This is a genomic window from Neorhizobium sp. JUb45 (genome assembly GCF_004343585.1).
GTDB lineage: Bacteria > Pseudomonadota > Alphaproteobacteria > Rhizobiales > Rhizobiaceae > Neorhizobium.
Genome location: NZ_SLYW01000004.1, coordinates 254,230 through 273,692, shown reverse-complemented (window position 1 = coordinate 273,692; position 19,463 = coordinate 254,230). Strand labels below are relative to the sequence as shown.

General features: G+C 61.8%; 16 protein-coding genes and 1 pseudogene. 14 read left to right on the top strand and 3 right to left on the bottom strand.

Features of this window, described 5'->3' with window-relative positions:
• Positions 1-108 precede the first annotated feature (108 nt).
• A complete protein-coding gene (gene mutM / locus EDF70_RS18115) occupies positions 109-999 on the bottom strand; it encodes a bifunctional DNA-formamidopyrimidine glycosylase/DNA-(apurinic or apyrimidinic site) lyase (protein ID WP_132276414.1) in 891 nt (296 codons plus the stop codon).
• 164 nt (positions 1,000-1,163) lie between these two features.
• Between mutM and ubiE the strand changes: the two genes are divergently transcribed.
• From ubiE to EDF70_RS18085, 6 genes are all read left to right on the top strand, one after another.
• Positions 1,164-1,940, top strand: coding sequence for a bifunctional demethylmenaquinone methyltransferase/2-methoxy-6-polyprenyl-1,4-benzoquinol methylase UbiE (ubiE, locus tag EDF70_RS18110; RefSeq protein WP_132276412.1), 777 nt, complete (start codon positions 1,164-1,166; stop codon positions 1,938-1,940).
• 39 nt (positions 1,941-1,979) lie between these two features.
• Positions 1,980-3,542 carry a 2-polyprenylphenol 6-hydroxylase gene (gene ubiB / locus EDF70_RS18105; RefSeq protein ID WP_132276410.1) on the top strand — a complete coding sequence of 521 codons (1,563 nt, stop codon included), beginning with the start codon at positions 1,980-1,982 and terminating at the stop codon, positions 3,540-3,542.
• Positions 3,543-3,663: 121 nt separating this feature from the next.
• The gene (locus EDF70_RS18100; protein ID WP_132276837.1) at positions 3,664-5,274 is read left to right on the top strand and encodes an aromatic amino acid ammonia-lyase; all 1,611 of its coding nucleotides are present in this window, start codon (positions 3,664-3,666) and stop codon (positions 5,272-5,274) included.
• 54 nt (positions 5,275-5,328) lie between these two features.
• On the top strand, positions 5,329-6,579 hold the full coding sequence (locus EDF70_RS18095) for a Zn-dependent hydrolase (protein WP_132276408.1): 1,251 nt from the start codon (positions 5,329-5,331) through the stop codon (positions 6,577-6,579).
• 3 nt (positions 6,580-6,582) lie between these two features.
• On the top strand, positions 6,583-7,680 hold the full coding sequence (locus EDF70_RS18090; protein WP_132276406.1) for a DUF917 domain-containing protein: 1,098 nt from the start codon (positions 6,583-6,585) through the stop codon (positions 7,678-7,680).
• Between the two features lie 214 nt (positions 7,681-7,894).
• Positions 7,895-9,556 carry a urocanate hydratase gene (locus EDF70_RS18085; RefSeq protein ID WP_132276404.1) on the top strand — a complete coding sequence of 554 codons (1,662 nt, stop codon included), beginning with the start codon at positions 7,895-7,897 and terminating at the stop codon, positions 9,554-9,556.
• Between the two features lie 13 nt (positions 9,557-9,569).
• Here EDF70_RS18085 and EDF70_RS18080 read toward each other — a convergent pair whose 3' ends face one another.
• Positions 9,570-10,832, bottom strand: coding sequence for an MFS transporter (locus EDF70_RS18080; protein WP_132276402.1), 1,263 nt, complete (start codon positions 10,830-10,832; stop codon positions 9,570-9,572).
• A gap of 108 nt (positions 10,833-10,940) precedes the next feature.
• On the opposite strand from EDF70_RS18080, the gene EDF70_RS18075 reads away from it, so the two are divergent.
• The 5 genes and pseudogenes from EDF70_RS18075 to EDF70_RS18055 all read left to right on the top strand — a co-directional run bounded on the left by EDF70_RS18075 (position 10,941) and on the right by EDF70_RS18055 (position 15,872).
• Positions 10,941-11,840, top strand: coding sequence for a LysR family transcriptional regulator (locus EDF70_RS18075; protein WP_132276400.1), 900 nt, complete (start codon positions 10,941-10,943; stop codon positions 11,838-11,840).
• 92 nt (positions 11,841-11,932) lie between these two features.
• Positions 11,933-13,111: pseudogene (locus EDF70_RS18070) on the top strand (hypothetical protein); the annotation flags it as partial.
• Positions 13,112-13,440: 329 nt separating this feature from the next.
• Positions 13,441-14,193, top strand: coding sequence for a hypothetical protein (locus EDF70_RS18065; RefSeq protein ID WP_132276835.1), 753 nt, complete (start codon positions 13,441-13,443; stop codon positions 14,191-14,193).
• Positions 14,194-14,281: 88 nt separating this feature from the next.
• A complete protein-coding gene (gene coaBC, locus EDF70_RS18060) occupies positions 14,282-15,493 on the top strand; it encodes a bifunctional phosphopantothenoylcysteine decarboxylase/phosphopantothenate--cysteine ligase CoaBC (protein WP_132276398.1) in 1,212 nt (403 codons plus the stop codon).
• A gap of 16 nt (positions 15,494-15,509) precedes the next feature.
• A complete protein-coding gene (locus EDF70_RS18055) occupies positions 15,510-15,872 on the top strand; it encodes an MmcQ/YjbR family DNA-binding protein (RefSeq protein ID WP_132276396.1) in 363 nt (120 codons plus the stop codon).
• On the opposite strand, the gene EDF70_RS18050 is transcribed toward EDF70_RS18055, so the two are convergent.
• A complete protein-coding gene (locus EDF70_RS18050; RefSeq protein ID WP_132276394.1) occupies positions 15,873-16,679 on the bottom strand; it encodes a class II glutamine amidotransferase in 807 nt (268 codons plus the stop codon). It lies immediately after the preceding gene.
• Between the two features lie 257 nt (positions 16,680-16,936).
• Here EDF70_RS18050 and otsB point away from each other — a divergent pair, with 257 nt between their 5' ends.
• The 3 genes from otsB to EDF70_RS18035 all read left to right on the top strand — a co-directional run bounded on the left by otsB (position 16,937) and on the right by EDF70_RS18035 (position 19,449).
• Positions 16,937-17,746, top strand: a complete 810-nt coding sequence (gene otsB, locus EDF70_RS18045; protein WP_132276392.1) for a trehalose-phosphatase — start codon at positions 16,937-16,939, stop codon at positions 17,744-17,746.
• 38 nt (positions 17,747-17,784) lie between these two features.
• The gene (otsA, locus tag EDF70_RS18040) at positions 17,785-19,164 is read left to right on the top strand and encodes an alpha,alpha-trehalose-phosphate synthase (UDP-forming) (protein ID WP_132276390.1); all 1,380 of its coding nucleotides are present in this window, start codon (positions 17,785-17,787) and stop codon (positions 19,162-19,164) included.
• A gap of 75 nt (positions 19,165-19,239) precedes the next feature.
• The gene (locus tag EDF70_RS18035) at positions 19,240-19,449 is read left to right on the top strand and encodes a molybdopterin-binding protein (RefSeq protein ID WP_132276388.1); all 210 of its coding nucleotides are present in this window, start codon (positions 19,240-19,242) and stop codon (positions 19,447-19,449) included.
• Positions 19,450-19,463: the final 14 nt, after the last annotated feature.

Here is a 19,463-nt window from a genome sequence, read left to right as displayed (position 1 = left end):
TCCCAACTGTGGGGCGGCGTATAGCCTTAATGGGCGCAGTCGTCAACGCGCAATTTCGCCGGTTCTGCCCGGATTGCGAGTCTTTTCGCCAGGCGAACCGCTCAAACATCACCTTTGGCATTGCGGGCAATAAAAAGACGAGCGCCCGGCCTGGGTGATGCGGTGGATCGTGCCTGCACATTCCGGCGTCCGGCATGCGGCCCCTTCCCTATCATAGACCGAGAAGGAGTGCTGGAAATAACCGAGCGTACCATCCGTCTGGATATGGTCCCGAAGCGATGAGCCGCCGGCGGCGATCGCTTCGGCAATCACGTCGCGGATCGCTTGCGTCAGCACCAGCAGCTCCTTCTTCGGCTTGCCGGTGGGCGTAACCGTGGTGCCGGATGCCCTGAGCGGCGACAGGTGCGAACGCCAAAGCGCTTCGCAGACGTAGATATTGCCGAGGCCGGCAATATTGCTCTGGTCGAGCAGCGCGCTTTTCAGCGGCTGGATTTTTCCGCCAAACCTTTTTGCCAAATGGTCGGCGCCCAGAATATTGCCGGTCGGTTCCGGGCCAAGCTCGGCAAAGGCGGGATAGGCATCGAGTTCCGTGCGCGCCCATAAATGCATGAAGCCGAAACGACGGGGATCGTTATAGATGACACGCATCGGCCCCTTCGCCGTTTGCAGATGGAAGATGACGTGATCGTGTTTCTCGTCCTTCGAGCGGGCATGATGGAAATTGCCCGGCACCTGCTCTCCCGCGCCTTCCTCGATCCGGAACGAGCCGGACATGCCTAGATGGGCAATGACGCTCATGCCGCTCTCAAGGTCAATCAGCAGATATTTGGCGCGACGGCCAAGGGACGCGATCCGCTGGCCGGACACCCTGGCGGCGAAGTTTTCCGGAAAGGGAAAACGCAGGTCGGGGCGACGAAGCTCCAGCTTTGTAACGGTTGCGCCTTCCATGACCGGCGAGAGGCCTCGACGGACGGTTTCGACCTCTGGCAATTCGGGCATGGCTTTCCTAACTTCCTGTTTCAACGTCCGGCGGACTGCTCTATAGACCAAGCAACATGGCCTTGCGCCGAGGCGCCCGCATTTGATGGAAAACATAGTGCGGGCCTTGCCCATTCGCTACGGCCGATCGACCGATATGCAGGATCACAGAAGAGGATAGTTCCATGGCTGACACCCGAACCCAGGCAGACGGCGGCATGGAAACCTCCTACGGTTTCCGCGAGGTCGGCAATGGCGAGAAGCAGGGCCTCGTCAACGAAGTCTTTCACAAGGTCGCCAAGCGCTATGACGTCATGAACGACGTCATGTCGGTCGGCATGCACCGCATCTGGAAGGATGCGATGATCAATGCGCTGAACCCGCGCAAGGATCCCGATTACCGCTTTCTCGACGTTGCCGGCGGCACCGGCGACATCGCCTTCCGCATCGTTGAAGCCTCCGACAAACAGGCCAAGGGCACGGTTCTCGATATCAACGGTTCGATGCTGGGTGTGGGCGCCGAGCGTGCGACCAAAAAGAAGCTGGCCGACAACCTGACCTTCGTCGAGGCCAATGCGGAAGAACTGCCCTTCGAGAACAATTCCTTCGACGCCTATACGATCGCCTTCGGCATTCGCAACGTGCCGCGCATCGACGTGGCGCTGTCGGAAGCCTATCGCGTGCTGAAGCGCGGCGGTCGTCTGCTGGTTCTGGAATTTTCGGAAGTCGACCTGCCGCTTCTGGAGCGCGTTTACGAGGAATGGTCTTTCAAGGCGATCCCGCAGTTCGGCAAGATGATCACCGGCGATGCCGAGCCCTACCAGTATCTGGTGGAATCGATCCGCAAATTCCCCAACCAGGCAAATTTTGCGACGATGATCCGCACCGCCGGTTTTTCGCGCGTCGGCTTCACCAACTATACCGGCGGCATTGCCGCGCTGCATTCCGGCTGGAAGCTGTAAGGGTATGGTGAAGGCAGGTTTTGAGACAGGCATGAACGCATGAGCACGATCGGCGCCTATTTTCGCCTGACCCGTGTGGGCTGGGTTCTGGTGCGCGAAGGTGTCGTTTCGGCGCTGCCGACGCAAGGCATGCCGCCGGCACTGGCGCTTGCCAAATCGCTGACCCGTATCTTTGTCAAACCACGTTCGATCAAGGAAAGCCGTGCCGAGCGTCTGGGCCGTGCCGTCTCGCGGCTTGGGCCTTCCTACGTCAAGATCGGCCAGTTTCTGGCAACACGTCCCGATGTCGTCGGTGTCGACTGGTCCGCCGATCTGGCGCTGCTGCAGGACCGGATGGCGTTTTTCCCGACTGCCATTGCCAAGGACCAGATCGAGACCTCACTCGGACGGACGATAGACGATCTTTATACGGGCTTTGGCGAGCCGATTGCCGCCGCATCTATCGCGCAGGTGCATCCGGCCGAAGTGGCGGGCAAGAAGGTTGCCGTAAAGGTCGTGCGCCCCGGCGTGCGCCAGCGGTTCGCCAACGATATCGAAGGCATGTATCTGGTTGCCCATATGCAGGAGCGTTTCATGCGCTCCTCGCGCCGCCTGCGCCCGGTCGAGGTGACCCGCACGCTGGAACAGACCACCAAGCTGGAAATGGACCTGCGGCTGGAAGCGGCAGCGCTTTCGGAAATCGGCGAAAACACCAAGGATGATCCCGGCTTCCGCGTGCCGAACGTGGACTGGGAGCGCACCGGCCGCGACGTCATCACCATGGAGTGGATCGACGGCATCAAGATGTCGGACGTGACGAGCCTCAAGGCTGCAGGCCATGACCTCGATCTTCTCGCCGAGACGCTGATCCAGTCCTTCCTGCGCCACACGCTGCGCGACGGCTTTTTCCATGCCGACATGCATCCCGGCAATCTGTTCGTCGATCCGGCCGGCATCATTGTCGCCGTCGACATGGGCATTGTCGGACGGTTGGGCAAAAAGGAACGGCGGTTCCTTGCCGAAATCCTCTATGGTTTCATCACCCGCGATTACATGCGCGTCGCGCAGGTGCATTTCGAGGCCGGTTACGTGCCGGGCCACCATGATATAGCCAGTTTTGCGCAGGCGATCCGGGCGATCGGCGAGCCGATCCACGGACAGCCGGCAGAAACCATCTCGATGGCGCGCCTGCTGGCGCTGCTGTTCGAAGTGACCGACCTGTTCGAGATGGAAACGCGGCCCGAGCTGATCATGCTGCAGAAGACCATGGTCGTGGTCGAGGGCGTGTCGCGCATGCTCAACCCGCGCTTTAACATGTGGAAGGCATCCGAACCGGTTGTCGGCCAGTGGATCCGCGACAATCTCGGCCCCAAGCGGATCATGACCGACCTCAAGGACGGCATGACGGCTGCGGTGAAACTGGCAGAAGCCCTGCCGGAAATTGCCGCCAAGACCGAAAAATTCCACGGCCAGCTGTTGCAGATGAGCGAACACGGCCTGCGTTTCGACACCCAGACGGCGGAAGCGATCGGCAAGGCCGAGGCGCGGCATACCCGTTCGGGCCGGTTGGCGCTTTGGGTAATCGCCATCGCGCTGATGGCAATTGCGATTATGCTGGCCTGACGGTCGCCACAAGAAGGAACGACATGGCCTGTCGCAACCAGACAAGGTTGCGACAGGCCGCGGATCAGGTAGGATCCGCGCACGAGGAGACAGGATGATAAAATCCGACAGCGTGCATGACATGAAGAATTCCGAAAAGCAGGGTCCGGCCGAGGATGTCGCAGACCCGCATGCCATCATTGAACTGACCGGCCAGCCGCTCGGATTTCCCGAACTGATCCGCATTGGACAAGGCACCGTTCAGGTGACGGCTGATCCCGACGGATTGGACCGCGTCCGTTATGCCCGCACCATTCTGGAAAAAGCCATCGACGACGGCATTCCCGTTTATGGCGCCACCACCGGCGTCGGCGCCATGAAGGATGTGGCATGGTCGCCGGAAGAACTCGATGCCTTTAACCTCGGCCTTGTGCGCGCCCACCATTTTGGCACCGGCGAACCGTTTCCCATTTCCGTCGTGCGCAATGCCATGGCGCTGCGCGTCAACACGGCGCTGACCGGTTATGTCGGCTGCTCGACTGATCTGGTCGAAGCCTATCTTGCGCTGCTTGCCGCCGATGTCATTCCCGTCGTGCGGCGCACCGGCTCGATCGGATGCGCCGATATCGGCCTGATGGGACAGATAGGCGCGGTACTGACCGGTGTCGGCGAGGCCCATTACCAGGGTCGGCGGCTGCCGGCCGCGCAGGCTTTCGAAGAGGCGGGCCTGAAACCGTTCAAGATGGCGCCGCGCGACAGTCTTGCCTCGCTCAGCGTCAATTCCGTGAGTTTTGCCGCAGCTGCCGAGGCGACACGTGCGGCTGCGGGCGCAAACCGCACCCTGCTGGCGACGGGCCTTGCCGCATCGGCGGCCATGGGTGGCTCACGTGATCCGTGGATTGCCGTCACCCATGTCGGCACGCCGCGCGAGGCGATGATCGGCAAATGGCTATGCAATGCCTCCGATGGCTGGGCGGACGGCGGCCAGGAATGGCCGAGCGCCACACATGTGCAGGACCCGCTCAGCCTGCGCATGATCGCGCAGGTTTTTGGCTCCGTCTTCGAAGCCGTGCTGACCGCCGGACACAAGGTGCTGGCGGCAACCGGTCGATCCGACGACAATCCCGTTATCGTCGACGGCCGGGTGCTGACCTCGGGCGGCTCGCTTCCCCTCGATGTGACGGTGCTGCTGGAATCCGCCTCGCTGACCATGGCGCATGCGGCCCGCAATGCCTTCAACCGCTGTGTGCTTCTCGGCAACGGCCAGCGTCGTGACCTGCCGGTGAACCTCGTGCCGCACGGACGCATTGCCACCGGTTTCGGGCCGATCATCAAGCTGGCCGGCGAAATCTTCTCGCGCGTCTTGTCGATGACCAATCCGGTATCCGCGCAGTCGTTGGTGGTTTCCGGCGGCATGGAGGATGAGGCGGCGTTTCTACCGCTGGTGATTGAGCGGTTCGAGAGGCAGACACAGGCGCTGAAACGTCTGGCGGCGCTGGAAGCGCTGCTGGCGGCGCAGGCGATGGATATCTGCGGCGATCGGCCGGGTGGAGCTGCCAAGCTGGTGTATGACGTGGTGCGCCGGCATGCGGAATTTTATACCGTCGACCGGCCGCTTTCGGCCGAGGTGGAGGCAATCGAGGAGGAACTGGCGTCCGAAACCTTCCTCACCGAGCTTATCGCCATCTCGCCGATCCATGCTATCGATGGATTTTTCGCGCTTGGTGCTTTTGGAGCGCAGGCGGATGCGTAAGGCGGGAGATAACCTCCCGGCCGATGGCGCGCCCGTGCTGCAGGGAGATATTTTATGAATTCAAATCTGCCGGTCGATGCCGCCCGTATTGCTGCCGATATCAAGGCGCTGGCCGACATTACCGAACCCGGCCGCCCCTGGACACGCCGGGCATTTTCGCCGCTGTTTCTGGAAGGCCGAGCCTATGTGGAGCGCCGCATGAAGGATGCCGGACTTGAAACCCGCATCGACCATGCCGGCAATCTGATCGGGCGCAGACCCGGAAGAAAAGGTGGTGGCACGCTGATACTGGGCTCGCATTCCGACACCGTGCCGGAAGGCGGACGGTTCGATGGCATTGCCGGGCTGATCGCCGCGCTGGAAGTGGCGCGCTCGCTCGCAGACAAGGGGATCGAGCTCGATCATGATCTGGAGATCGTCGATTTTCTGGCCGAGGAAGTCAGCCCGTTCGGCGTCTCCTGCATCGGCAGCCGCGGCATGACCGGGCAGCGGCCGGACGCGTGGCTGGAGCGGATGGCCGATGGCCGCAGCCTGGCCGAAGGCATCGCAGAAGTGGGCGGCGACGTGACGGCGGCAACCGCCCGCGACGACATCAAGGGGTTTCTCGAGCTGCATATCGAACAGGGCACGGTGCTGGAGCGCGAAAACATCAATATCGGCGTGGTGACGGCGATTTCCGGGATCACCCGCATCGAGATCATCGTCGAGGGTCGTGCCGACCATGCCGGCACGACCGTCATGCCGTTCCGCAAGGATGCGCTGGTGGCAGCCTCCGAGATCGTGCTGGCCATTCGCGAGGCCGGACTGGAACTCTCAAAGACACCGGGACATTTTACTGCAACGGTGGGTGAATTCGAAATCGAGCCGAATGCCGCCAATGTCATTCCCTCACGGGTGCGCATGCTGATCGATGCGCGGGCGGAATTGCGCGAGGATATGGAGGTGTTTTGCGCGCATCTGGACGCCATCGCGACCCGCACCGCCGAACGCTGGGGCGTAACGATCGCGCCGCCGATCCGGATTTCGGACGTTGTGGCAACGCCTTGTGACCCGCACGTACTGGAAATTCTCGAAAAGGCTGCCGACGGTTCGGGCATCAGCCATCGCCGCATGGCATCCGGCGCTGGCCACGATACCGGCTGGATGGCGAAAGTGGCGCCGGCGGCGATGATTTTTGTGCCCTGCAAGGATGGCCGCAGCCACTGCGCCGAGGAATGGGCGGAGACCAACGATATCGCGCTTGGAACGGCCGTGCTGTTTCAGGCCGTGCAGGACATGGACCGGAGTTTGACGCAGGAGAGCTGACGCATGGGACGCATACTGGTCGAAAAGGACGTTGAAGCAGCGGTAAAAGGCGGCTCGGTTTATGCCGCAGGCGGTGGCGGATGGGCTGATCATGGGCGCATGCTGGGTTATGCGGCTGTTGCGGTGGGCAAGCCCGAACTGGTGTCGATCGACGAACTGAAGGATGACGACTGGGTGGCGACGGCAGCCGCGATCGGCGCTCCCGCCTCCACCACGCCCTGGGAAATGCGCGGTGTCGATTATATCCGTGCCGTACAAATCCTGCAGGAAACGCTGGGTGAAAAACTGTCGGGCCTGATCATTGGCCAGAACGGTAAATCCTCCACGCTGAATGCCTGGCTTCCCTCCGCCGTGCTGGGCACCAAGGTGGTGGATGCGGTGGGCGACGTGCGCGCCCATCCGACCGGCGACATGGGTTCAATCGGCATGGCCGGTTCACCCGAGCCGATGATCCAGACCGCCGTCGGCGGCAACCGGGAAGAACACCGTTATATTGAACTCGTCGTGCGCGGCGCGACGGCAAAAATTTCGCCGGTGCTGCGGACGGCAGCCGATCAATCGGGCGGGTTCATCGCCTCCTGCCGCAATCCGCTACGCGCCTCTTATGTGCGCAACCATGCGGCACTCGGCGGCATTTCGCTGGCGCTGACGCTCGGCGAAGCGATCATCGAGGCGGAAAAGCGCGGCGGTTCGGCAGTGATCGATGCGATCTGCAAGACCACCGGCGGCGCCATCATTGCCGAAGGTGAGATCACCGCCAAGGATGTCGTTTATACGCAGGACGCTTTCGATATCGGCACGATCACCATCGGCACCGGCGATAATTCGGCGGTGCTGCATGTGATGAACGAATACATGGCGGTGGAGGATGCCGGCGGCAACCGTGTCGCCACCTTCCCCTCCGTCATCAGCACGCTGTCGCCGGAAGGCGAGCCTTTGAGCGTGGGTCAGTTGTCGGTCGGCATGAAGGTGTTCGTGCTGCATGTGCCGATGGACATTTTGCCGCTGTCTTCCAGCGTGCTCGACCCGACGGTTTACCCTTACGTGGAAAAGGCGATGGGGATCGAGATTGCGAAATATGCGCTGAAAGGGCGGAGCTAGCAGACTGGGAGCTTGCGACGGCCCCTCATCCGGCTGCCGCCACCTTCTTCCCGTTGTGACGGGGAGAAGGGATATGCCGAACCACCCTGCGCCAAGAGCTGAGGAATAGCGGGGCACGTCCCCTTTCCCCGCCTGCGGGCAGAGGTGCCGCGCAGCAAGCCGCGCTGTGGGTGAGGGGAAACCGTTGCCGCAACGAACCACGGAGGAGACCCGCATGCCAAAACCAAATCCGCGTCACCCCAATTTCCCCATTCCCGGCGGCCCGGAACTCCGGGCAAAGGGCTGGCGGCAGGAAGCGCTATTGCGGCTTCTGGAAAATGTGCTCTCGGTAGGCGAAGACCCGGACAATCTCGTGGTCTATGCCGCACTCGGCAAGGCGGCGCGCAACTGGGCTTCTCACAAGGCGATCATCGAAACGCTCAAGACGATGGACGAGGACCAGACGCTGCTGATCCAGTCCGGCAAGCCGGTGGGGCTGATGAAGACCCATGCGAAGGCGCCGCTGGTCATCATGGCCAATTGCAACATCGTCGGCCAATGGGCGAAGGCCGAATATTTTTACGAACTGGAGCGTAAGGGGCTGATCTGCTGGGGCGGACTGACCGCCGGCGCCTGGCAATATATCGGCAGCCAGGGTGTCATTCAGGGCACCTACGAAATTTTCATGCGCATTGCCGAGAGACGCTTTGGCGGTGATCTGGCGGGCCGCTTCATTCTCACCGCAGGGCTCGGCGGCATGGGTGGTGCGCAGCCGCTGGCGGGTCGCATGGCGGGAGCAGCGATCCTGTGTATCGATATCGACCCGGAGCGCGCCACCAAACGCAAGGCGATCGGTTATCTGGACGAGATTGCCCCCGATCTCGATGCGGCGCTGGCGATGATCGACGCGGCGGTGAAGGAAAAGCGGGCATTGTCGGTCGGTCTCGTCGGCAATGCGGCGGCGCTTTACCCGGAGATTTATCGACGCGGCATCGTGCCGGATATTGTTACGGACCAGACGTCCGCACATGACCTCGTTTACGGCTATGTGCCGAAGGGCATGGATCTCGCCACTGTCAAAAGCCTGCGCAAGGATGGCCAGGGGCAACTGATGGCGGCAAGCCGTGCCTCGATCGTCGACCATGTGCAGGCCATGCTGGATTTCCAAAAGGCCGGCGCGGAAGTTTTTGACAACGGCAACCTGATCCGCACGCAGGCGCGCGAGGGCGGCGTGGCAAACGCCTTCGACATTCCGATCTTCACCGAAGCCTATCTGCGGCCATTGTTTGCCCGCGCCATCGGGCCGTTCCGCTGGATGGCGCTGTCGGGAGAGGCAAGCGATATTTCCCGCATTGACGACCTGCTGATAGAGATGTTTCCCGACAATAAAATCATCACCAACTGGGTGCGGCTGGCCCGTGACAACATTCCGTTCGAGGGGCTTCCGGCCCGCATTGCATGGCTCGGACATGGTGAGCGCACGGCCCTCGCACGCAAGGTCAATGAGCTGGTGGCGGCCGGCGAACTGGCCGGACCGATCGCCTTTTCCCGCGATCATCTCGATGCCGGCGCCATGGCGCATCCCAATATCATGACGGAACGCATGAAGGACGGATCGGACGCCATTGCCGACTGGCCGCTGCTCGACGCGATGATGTTGTGCGCGTCCATGGCCGATCTCGTCGTCGTGCATTCCGGCGGTGGCGGTTATGCGGGTTACATGACCAGTTGCGGCGTCACCGTGGTGGCCGACGGCACAGACGAGGCCGATGAGCGGCTGGACAATGCGCTCACCAATGACACGGCGCTCGGCGTCATCCGTTATGCCGATGCCGGGTATGAAGAGGCGCTGGACGAGGTGGAGACGAAGGGCGTGCCGCATATAAGGCTGAGCTGAGCGCCCTTTATATTCAGCGTTTCGCCAAAACCTTGGCGCTCATGCCGGCGATGATGGCCAGAACCAGCATGCCCGAGGTGAAGGCGACGACGGCTGGCCAGCCGGCAGCGGCAAAGAACATGCCGCCGATCGAACCGGCAACGCTGGAGCCGAGATAATAGGTGAGCAGGTAAAGCGCCGAGGCATGGCCCTTGGTGCCCCGCGCCAGCCGGCCGACCAGCGCGCTTGCCAGCGAATGGCTCATGAAGAAGCTGATCGTCAGCAGCACGATACCGAGGACGATCAGCGGCAACGATGCGGACAAGGTAAGAGCGCAGCCGATTGCGCCGGAGAGCAGGCTGAATGGCAGCACGTTGAAGGCGCCGAACCGATCGCCCATGCGGCCCGCCGCCCAGGATGCCGCGATGCCGAACACGTAGACCGTAAAGATCAGGCTGAGTGTCGTCTGGCTGAGATTGTAAGGATCGGCGACAAGGCGGTAGCCGATATAATTATAGACCGTGACGAAGGCGCCCATGACCAGAAAGCTGATGGCGAACAGGAAGGGCAACGCCGGATTGCGGATATGGCCCAGCCAGGCCGACAGGTGGAATTTTGGGTTGAAACCGCCATGCGGCGTAAAATGCCGGGATGGCGGCAGCAGGCGCACGAAACCGATCGCAGCGGCAAGACCAAGCAGGCCGATGACCGCAAGCGCCGGACGCCAGGACATGAATTCGGTCAGCGTGCCGGTGACGACGCGGCCGGACATGCCGCCAAAAGCGTTGCCGGCGATATAAAGGCCCATCGACGCGCCAAGTCCCTTCGGATCGACCTCTTCCGCCAGATAGGCCATGGCGACAGCCGGCACACCGCCGAGCAGAAAACCCTGCAGCGCCCGGAGGATCAGCAACATGTGCCAGTCAGGCACCAGCGCGCAGGCAATGGTGCAGAGCGCCGAGCCGAGCAGTGATGCGAACATCAGACTGCGGCGCCCGAAACGTTCCGAAATCGCGGCGGCGCAGAAGATGGAAAAGGCGAGAAAACCGGTGGCGAGAGACAGCGACAGCGAGCTTTGCGCCGGGGTGACGCCAAAGTCGTGCGAGAACAGCGGCATCAGCGGCTGCACGCAATAAAGCAGCGAAAACGTGGAAAAACCGGAGAGGAAAAGCGCGATGCTGGCACGGCGAAAGGCTGGCTGGCCCTTTTTCAGATAGTCCGTTTCGGATGGCGGTGCCGGTTGCGGCGTGACGAGAGGGAGGGGTTGATCGAGCGTATTTTCCGCTGCGCGAAACATTTTTCCATGCCTTGTTATGCCTCCCGCAGCTGGATTTACGCCTCACCTCGCTATTAGTCCAATATATGATACTGTCGATCTCGATAGCTTTTGGAGATACCGGAAAAGATGGAATTGCGGCACATCCGTTATTTTCTGGCCGTGGCGGAAGCCGGCAATTTTACCCGCGCCGCGCAGACGCTCGGCATCGGGCAACCACCGCTCAGCCAGCAGATCCGCGACCTTGAGAACGAGATCGGCGTACAGCTGTTTCACCGCGTGCCGCATGGGGCCGAGCTGACGGCGGCAGGCATTGCCTTTCGCGACGAGGCCAAGGGCGCGATTGCTGCAGCCGAGCGTGCGAAACTTGCCGCGAGGCGCGCAAGCCAGGGCGAGACGGGACGCCTCACGCTTGGCTTTACCGCATCAGGCGCCTTCAACCCGGCCGTCAGCGGCACGATCCGGCGGTTTCGGGCGCGCTGGCCGGATGTCGATCTGTCGCTGACCGAGATGAACAGCAACCTGCTGCTGGACCGGCTGATGCGCGGCGAACTGGATGCCGTGTTCATCCGTCCCGGACTGGAAGATCCGAAGAACGTGCGCATGCGGCGCCTGCCCGACGAACCAATGCTGATCGCCTTGCCGGCACGACACCGGCTGGCGGCGCATGCGCGGCTGCCGCTCTCCGCGCTTGCGGGCGAACCTTTTGTCGTGTTCCCGCGCACGGTGGGGCTGAGCCTCTACAATGATATCGTGGGCGCGTGCCGCGCGGCCGGTTTCGAGCTCAACGTGACGCAGGAAGCGCCGCAGATGACCGCCGTCGTCAATCTCGTGGCGGCAGACCTCGGTGTCTCCATCGTGCCCGCCTCGATGGCGCAGGTGCGGCTGGAGGGCGTCACCTACCGGCCGATAGAGGGTGAACCGCTTGTGGCGCGACTGGCGCTGGCAAGCCTGCGGGGCAAGCGCTCGCCGTTAACCGAAAATCTCGAAAGCCTGCTGCCACGGCCAAAAACCTACGACGACCATTGACGGCCAGCAAAACCTGCCGTCATCATTCCGCCCTGTTCTTCATTCTTTGTTAAAGGAATACATTCCTTTTATCGTTGCCTTCTGGAGGCTTCATGGCGCTTGGCGCTTCGCACCGCTTGACCGACGGCGTCGCTGCCGTCGAAACCATGACCCGTTTTGCGCTGGCCGTGCTGGCGCTGGCTTCCGGCGTCTACACCTATCTCGGGGCGCGCACGATCCTCGACGGTTCGCCGACGGCGGTGTTTTTCGCCGCCATCATCTATTCCTTCTCGGTCTCGGTCGGCATCTATGCCTTCTGGTCCTACATGATGCGGTTCTACCCGCATGTGACCAGCCGCAGCGGGCGCACTGGCCTTCTTGCCGTGATGGCCGCCGGCTGCGCAATGATCCTCGCCATGTCGAGCTGGCTGAATGCGGCAGCGCTTGCCGGCTCCGCCGCCGTCGAGCAGCATCTGGCGCAATCGGTCGAGGGTTACACCGCCGATCTCGATCGCACCTACCAGAACGCACTTGCCGCCCAGAGCCTGCTTCCGGATATCCAGCGCGCCTCCGAACGGTTTTCGCAGCTGGCCGCCGTCGAACGGCAGTCCGGCTCGCTGACCGGCACGACCGGATCGGGCAGCGTCGTGCAACTGCTGACCCAGATGTCGTCACAGATGAAATCGCTGGAAGGCAATATCAATGCCTCGCGCGAGCAGGTGACGGAACTGGTGGAACAGGGCCAGAAGCGGCTTGAGACGATGCGCACGCTGCTCTCCACCCCCGGCCCGATCGGTCCACGCGCCGACCAGTTTTCCACCGAAGCCGTGGCGCTGACCAATGTGATGGCGCAGCTTTCGCAGACCTCCGTTGCCCCCTCGATCCGCCGCGCTGCCGATGACCTGTCGCTCGGTTTCATTGCACCGGTGCCGGATGGCATGGCGCCCGATCTCGTCAACCGCCAGAACCAGGTGATGGAGACGGTGAAGGCATCGGTCACCGCGCAATCCAAGGCGCTGGCCAAGGCGGCGGACGAAATTCTGGTGCGCCCGCCGGTAGCCGAGCGTCGTTTCGTGCCGCTTTCTCCGGCCGAAGCCGTGCTGGAATATGCGTCCGACTTCATTCCCGCCTGGGCTGGCGCCATCTCGATCGACCTTCTGCCGGGCGTGATGGTGTTCATTCTGGCCGTCGTGCACGGCGCCATCCGCCGTCAGGAAGAAGGCATGCCGTTTGCCGAGCGGATCACCGTGGCCGAACTTCTGGAAACGCTGGCGCTGCAGAAGGCGATCTCGGAAAAGGCGGCACAGACGACCGTGGCCGGAGCACCGAGCGCCGAAGAGGTGGCCCTTGCCGCTGCCGAACCGCGGGCGCGCGAGGAACAGGTAGCGGACGAGCGTGAGGCCGAACCTTTCATGCGCGACGATCTTCACCACCGCACGGCGGAGAGCGACGACACCCACCAAGCCACCAATGTCGCCAGTTTCGATCCGGGCAAGAACCCGCGCAAGGGTCCCTGATGGTGAACCCCATCAGCCGATCTGTCGCCACCAATATCACGGCCGAACCAAAACCGCGCCGCAGCCTGAAACAGGTTCTGGTATCGATCGACGACGGCGCGATCATGCGCACGGCCTTCTACATGCTGCTGGGCGCGGCGGTGACCTTTCTGGCCGTCGATCTCTATGAGGTTGCCACAGTAAAAACCGATACGCGCCTGCCCGGCCATGATCCGCTGACGACCGACGCACCGGTTCTGCCGCCAGCGCTAACCGAAGGTGTGCCGCATGCACCGCCGGTGACACCGGCAAGCCCGGCCGAGGTGCTGCGCAAGCCGATTACCTTCAACCTAACCGGCGGCGGTGTGCTGTTGGCGGAAGGGGCGATCGATCCTGGTGCGGCCGAACGGTTCAAAACTGAGATCGAGGCACGCGGCGAATATGTGAAAGTGGTGGCGCTGAATTCCCCCGGTGGCTCGGTGGAAGATGCCATCGCCATGTCAAAGCTGATCCGCGAAAAGAAACTGGTCACACGCGTCAGGGAAAAGGCGCTTTGCGCCTCCTCCTGCCCAATCGTGTTTGCCGGCGGTGTGATGCGTATTGCGGAAAAGGATGCGGTGATCGGCGTGCATCAGGTTTTCAACGGCAGCCGCGAACGGCCATCGCCGGAGGAGGCGATGTCGGCGGCCCAATCGACCACCGCACGCATTGCCCGGCATCTCGAAGAGATGGGTGTTGGCGCCGGCGTGTGGCTGAAGGCATTGGAGACGCCGCCCGACCGGCTTTATTACCTGACGCCGAAGGAACTGGCGGACTTCAAGCTGACCACGCCGGGAGTGATGCCGGCAGCCGCTGCGGCACCCGCGAGGCGTCCCTGAGGTTCGATCGCCGCACCGTACAGTTCGTACGATTGCAACTTCTGCCCCAAAGGCTTAGCTTCCCGCCGAAATCATTACGGGCAGAGCCATGGACCTTTCGGGCAAGCGTATTCTTCTCATCATCAGCGGCGGCATTGCCGCCTATAAAAGCCTCGACCTGATCCGCCGCCTGCGCGAGCGCGGTGCCGAGGTGCGGCCGGTGATGACAAAGGCGGCGCAGGAATTCGTGACACCGCTGGCCGTCGGCGCGCTGTCGTCCGGGCATGTCTATACCGAGCTGTTTTCGCGCGAGGACGAACAGGATGTCGGCCATATCAGGCTGGCACGGGATTGCGACCTCGTTCTGGTGGCGCCGGCCACGGCCAATCTGATGGCAAAGATGGCGCATGGTCTGGCCGATGATCTCGCCAGCGCCGTGCTGCTCGCTACCGACCGGCCTGTTCTGCTGGCGCCGGCGATGAACCCAAAAATGTGGCAGGCAAAGGCGACACGACGCAATGTCGAAACGCTGAAGGTAGACGGCATTTCCTTCATCGGCCCGATGGCCGGCGAGATGGCGGAAAGCAACGAGGCGGGTGTTGGTCGCATGGCCGAGCCGCTGCAGATCGTCGATGCGGTGGTCGGCCGGCTGGACGATGGGCCAAAGCCGCTGAAGGGTCGCAAGGCGATCGTCACGTCGGGACCGACACATGAACCGATCGACCCGGTGCGCTACATTGCCAACCGCTCCTCCGGCAACCAGGGTCATGCGATTGCCGCCGCCCTGGCAAGGCTCGGCGCCGAGGTGACACTGGTGTCCGGCCCGGTGACGGTTGCCGATCCGGCCGGTGTGACGACCGTGCATGTGGAGACGGCAGCCGAGATGCTGGCCACCGTGGAGGCACAATTGCCGGCCGATATTGCCGTGATGGTGGCGGCGGTGGCGGACTGGCGCGTCGCGGCATCTGCCGACCAGAAGATCAAGAAACAGCCGGGCAAGGCCCCTGCCCCGCTGATGCTGACGGAAAATCCGGATATTCTGAAAACCGTCGGCCATAATGCCCGACGACCGGCGCTGGTGGTGGGGTTTGCCGCCGAGACACAAAATGTCGAGACCAATGGCCGCGCCAAGCTGGAACGCAAGGGCGCCGACATGATCGTTGCCAACGACGTTTCACCCGAAACCGGCGTGATGGGCGGCAATCGCAATCAGGTCAGGATCATTTCCGCCAACGGCATCGATACGTGGCCGGACCTTTCCAAGGACGCGGTGGCGGAGCGGCTGGCGGCGCTGATTGCCGAACGTCTTACGTCGATCTGATGCAGGAGGTGCGCGCATGAGCCTGTTCACGCAAAAGGGGTTTGATGGCTTTGTGAAAAAGCTGGCCGGCACAAATTTCGTGGACCAGTGGGACAGCCATGTCGCCAAGGTGGGCGACAAGGCGTTTGCGCTTTTAGGCGACGATGAGGCGCGTATCGTCGTCAAATGTTCGGAAGAGAGTTTTGAAATCCTGACCGCGCTCGAAGGCATTGGTCAGGCACCCTATTTTGCCAAGCGCAAATGGGTGGAGATCGGATCAAGCGCGCCGCTATCCGAAGACGAGGTCGCGCATTACATGACCCGATCCTACGAGCTGGTGGCCGCCGGGCTGACGAAAAAGCTCAGGGCGGAACTGGGCATCATCCTGTCTGGCAAATAATCAGGCAGCGACCGACAGAAGTTTCGGCTCAAAAATTTCACGTCTCATGCCATCGTCGCACAGCGTGATGGCGCTGCCATCCGGGATTTCCATCCAGGCATCGACATCATCGTTGAGCGGCTCGGAGACGAGGCAATAACCCGATGTCTTTCCGCATTTTCCACCCATCGGTGCGGCGTAGAGCGTCGGCGGCTTGTGGTCCGTCGCATAACGCACGGCATACAGCTGCTGGCCATCGGAAAAGGCGGCGGTGAAGCGCACCAGTGCCTCGTTGCCATGGCGCATGGAAATATCCTCGACCGTGGCGATGGCTTCCGCCATGGCGCCGAACGGATCGTTTTCCAGACCAAAATGCAGTGCCAGCAAGAACAGAAGTTCGGAATCGGTCGTGCCGGTGCGGGCATCGAACAGCGTGTCCGGCAGCAGCGCTTCCATGCGGCGGCGGATGCGCTCGAAACCGGAAATCTGGCCATTGTGCATGAAGGACCAGCGGCCATGCACGAAGGGATGACAGTTGTCGCGACGCGTACCGCCATTGGTGGCGGCGCGCACATGCGCAAGAAAGAGCGGCGAACGGATCTGGCGCGCGAGGCTACGCAGATTGCAGTCCGACCATGCCGGCAGAATGTCACGATAACGGCCGGGTTCGGGGTGATCGCCATACCAGGCAATTCCAAAACCATCGCCATTGGTGGCGGTCTTGGCGCGGTTGGCGCAATGCGACTGTTCGATCAGCGAATGTGCAGGCGAGGATACCAGATCCTCGAGATAAAGAGGGTTACCACGGTAGGCTGCCCAACGGCACATGGGGTTCACTGCTCCGATCGAGACCGCGAGTGGGTCGCGGCATATGACTGCAAGGGTCGACGCATTTGGATAATGAAAGATTAACCTAGCAGCATTCGTGACGGAATTACGACGGCGAAAGCTTCACGTTTTGCAACGCACCTAAACACTGTGGCGTTTTCGCAACGATGGGACGACAGCGTACAGATTGCCGCATATGCGGCCATTTCCGGGCAAGCGGGGTTGCCGGTTCGCTCACCCGGCCTAAGTATAACCCTATGTCTCAACAAGAAAAGTCTCGTGAAGCCACTCATGCTGGCGGTTTTTCACCGTCCGCAGCAGCCGTTTTCGACCTTCTCGGCGATCTCGACCGTTTTGCCCTTTTCCTCGATATCGATGGCACACTGATCGATCTCGCCGCGACGCCCGATGGCATCGTGGTGCCGCCGGAATTGCCGACGGATATCGCTGCGGTGTCACAGAAACTCGGTGGCGCATTGGCCCTGGTAACAGGCCGCGCGCTTGCCTATGCCGACAGACTGTTCGAGCCACAGCGTTTCCCGATTGCCGGCCTGCACGGCGCCGAACGCCGAATGGCCGATGGCACGGTGGACCGTGTAACGGTGACGCCGGAATTCGAGGCCCTGAAGGCGCAGATTGCCGCAGAGGCTTCCCGGTGGCACGGTGTGCTGATCGAGGACAAGGGCGCTGCCGTCGGCGCTCATTACCGCCAGGCGCCGGAGCGTCAAGCCGATCTGGAAAACCTGATGCAGGCGGCAGCGACAAAAGCCGGCGGTGAATTTGCGCTGCAGCGTGGCAAGATGGTGATCGAGCTGCGCCCTGCCCGCGCCAGCAAGGGCGAAGCTATCAAGCGCTTTCTGGACGAGCCGCCTTTTACAGGACGCCTGCCCATCACCATCGGCGACGATCTGACTGACGAAGCGATGTTCAAGGCAGCCAACCAACTCGGCGGCCATTCGATCCGCATCGGCGATGCGACACTGCCCGATGGCAGCGCGACGGCAGCGACCATGCTTCTGTCATCCGCGCAGGAACTTCGCGACATTCTCAGCGGGCTGGCACGATAAGCGCCGGCCCTACCGATAATATTTGAAAGGAATTTGCATTGAGCCGCCTTGTGGTCGTTTCGAACCGTGTCACCATCCCGAAAAAGGCAGGCGATGCGCCAGCCGGCGGGCTTGCTGTTGCCCTGCAGGCGGCACTGGAGGAACGCGGCGGCATCTGGATGGGCTGGTCGGGCAATTCCAGCGGCGAACGCGAGCCGGAAAAGCTCGACATCATCGAACGCGGCAACATCACCTATGCACTGACTGACCTCACCGATACCGATGTGGAGGAATATTACCACGGTTTTGCCAACCGGGTTCTCTGGCCGATCTGTCATTACCGGCTGGATCTGGCCGAATACGGCCGCAAGGAAATGGCCGGATATTTCCGCGTTAACCGCTTCTTCGCCCACAAGCTGGCGCCGCTTCTGAAAGAAGACGACATCATCTGGGTGCATGACTATCACCTGATCCCGCTTGCCGCCGAACTGCGGCAAATGGGCTTCAAGAACAAGATCGGCTTTTTCCTGCACATCCCGTGGCCGCCTGCAGACGTGCTGTTTGCCATGCCGGTGCATGAACAGATCATGCGCGGACTGTCGCAATACGATCTTGTCGGCTTCCATACTGACTACGACCTCGACAATTTTGGCGGCGGACTGGTGCGCGAAGGCATCGGTGAGCGGCTGGACGGTGGCAAGAAATTCTCCACCTATGGCCGCACCTTCAAGGGCGGCGCCTATCCGATCTCCATCGAAACCAAGGCCTTTGCCCAGTATGCGGTGAAGGCTGCGCGCAATGTGATGGTGAAAAAGGCGCATGACAGTATCGAGGGCCGCGATCTGATCATCGGCGTCGACCGGCTGGATTATTCCAAGGGCATCACCCAGCGTATCGACGCGTTCGAGCAGTTCGTAAAACTGAACCCGGCCTATCAGAACAAGGTCACCTACCTTCAGGTAACCCCGAAATCACGCTCGGAAGTGCCGGAATACGAACAGATGCAGCGCACGGTGGCGGAACAGGCCGGCCGCGTGAACGGCGCGCTCGGGCAGGTGGACTGGACACCGATCCGTTATGTCAACCGCTCGATCGCAAGGCCGCTGCTGGCCGGTCTCTACCGGCTGGCCAAGATCGGCCTCGTCACGCCGCTGCGCGACGGCATGAACCTCGTTGCCAAGGAATATGTGGCGGCACAGGACCCGGAAGATCCCGGCGTGCTGGTGCTTTCGCGGTTTGCTGGTGCTGCCCGCGAACTGACCGGCGCTCTGCTGGTGAACCCCTATGACATCGAAGGCACGGCACACGCCATTGCCCGTGGCCTGACCATGTCGCTGGAAGAGCGCAAGCAGCGCTGGGAAACGATGATGAACCATCTGCTGGAATATGACATCAATCGCTGGTGCGACGATTTCCTCAAGGATCTGACGGCCGATTGAGCGATGTTCGCCGCTTGACGGCCTTATCCTTCGCGGGTTGGCTGACCACCTGAAAACTGTCAGGAGAGAAAAGCCATGAAGATCAGTGCACGCAACCGTTTTAAGGGCAAGGTCGTCGAGGTGACGAAAGGTGCAACGACAGCGCATGTCCGCATCGACCTCGGCAATGGTCTGGTCGTCACTTCGTCCATCACCAATGAAGCCGTGGAGGAACTCGGCCTGACTGTCGGTTCCGACGCTTATGCTGTGATCAAAGCGTCGGACGTGATGGTCGCGATCGACTGACCGGGGCACGGGCT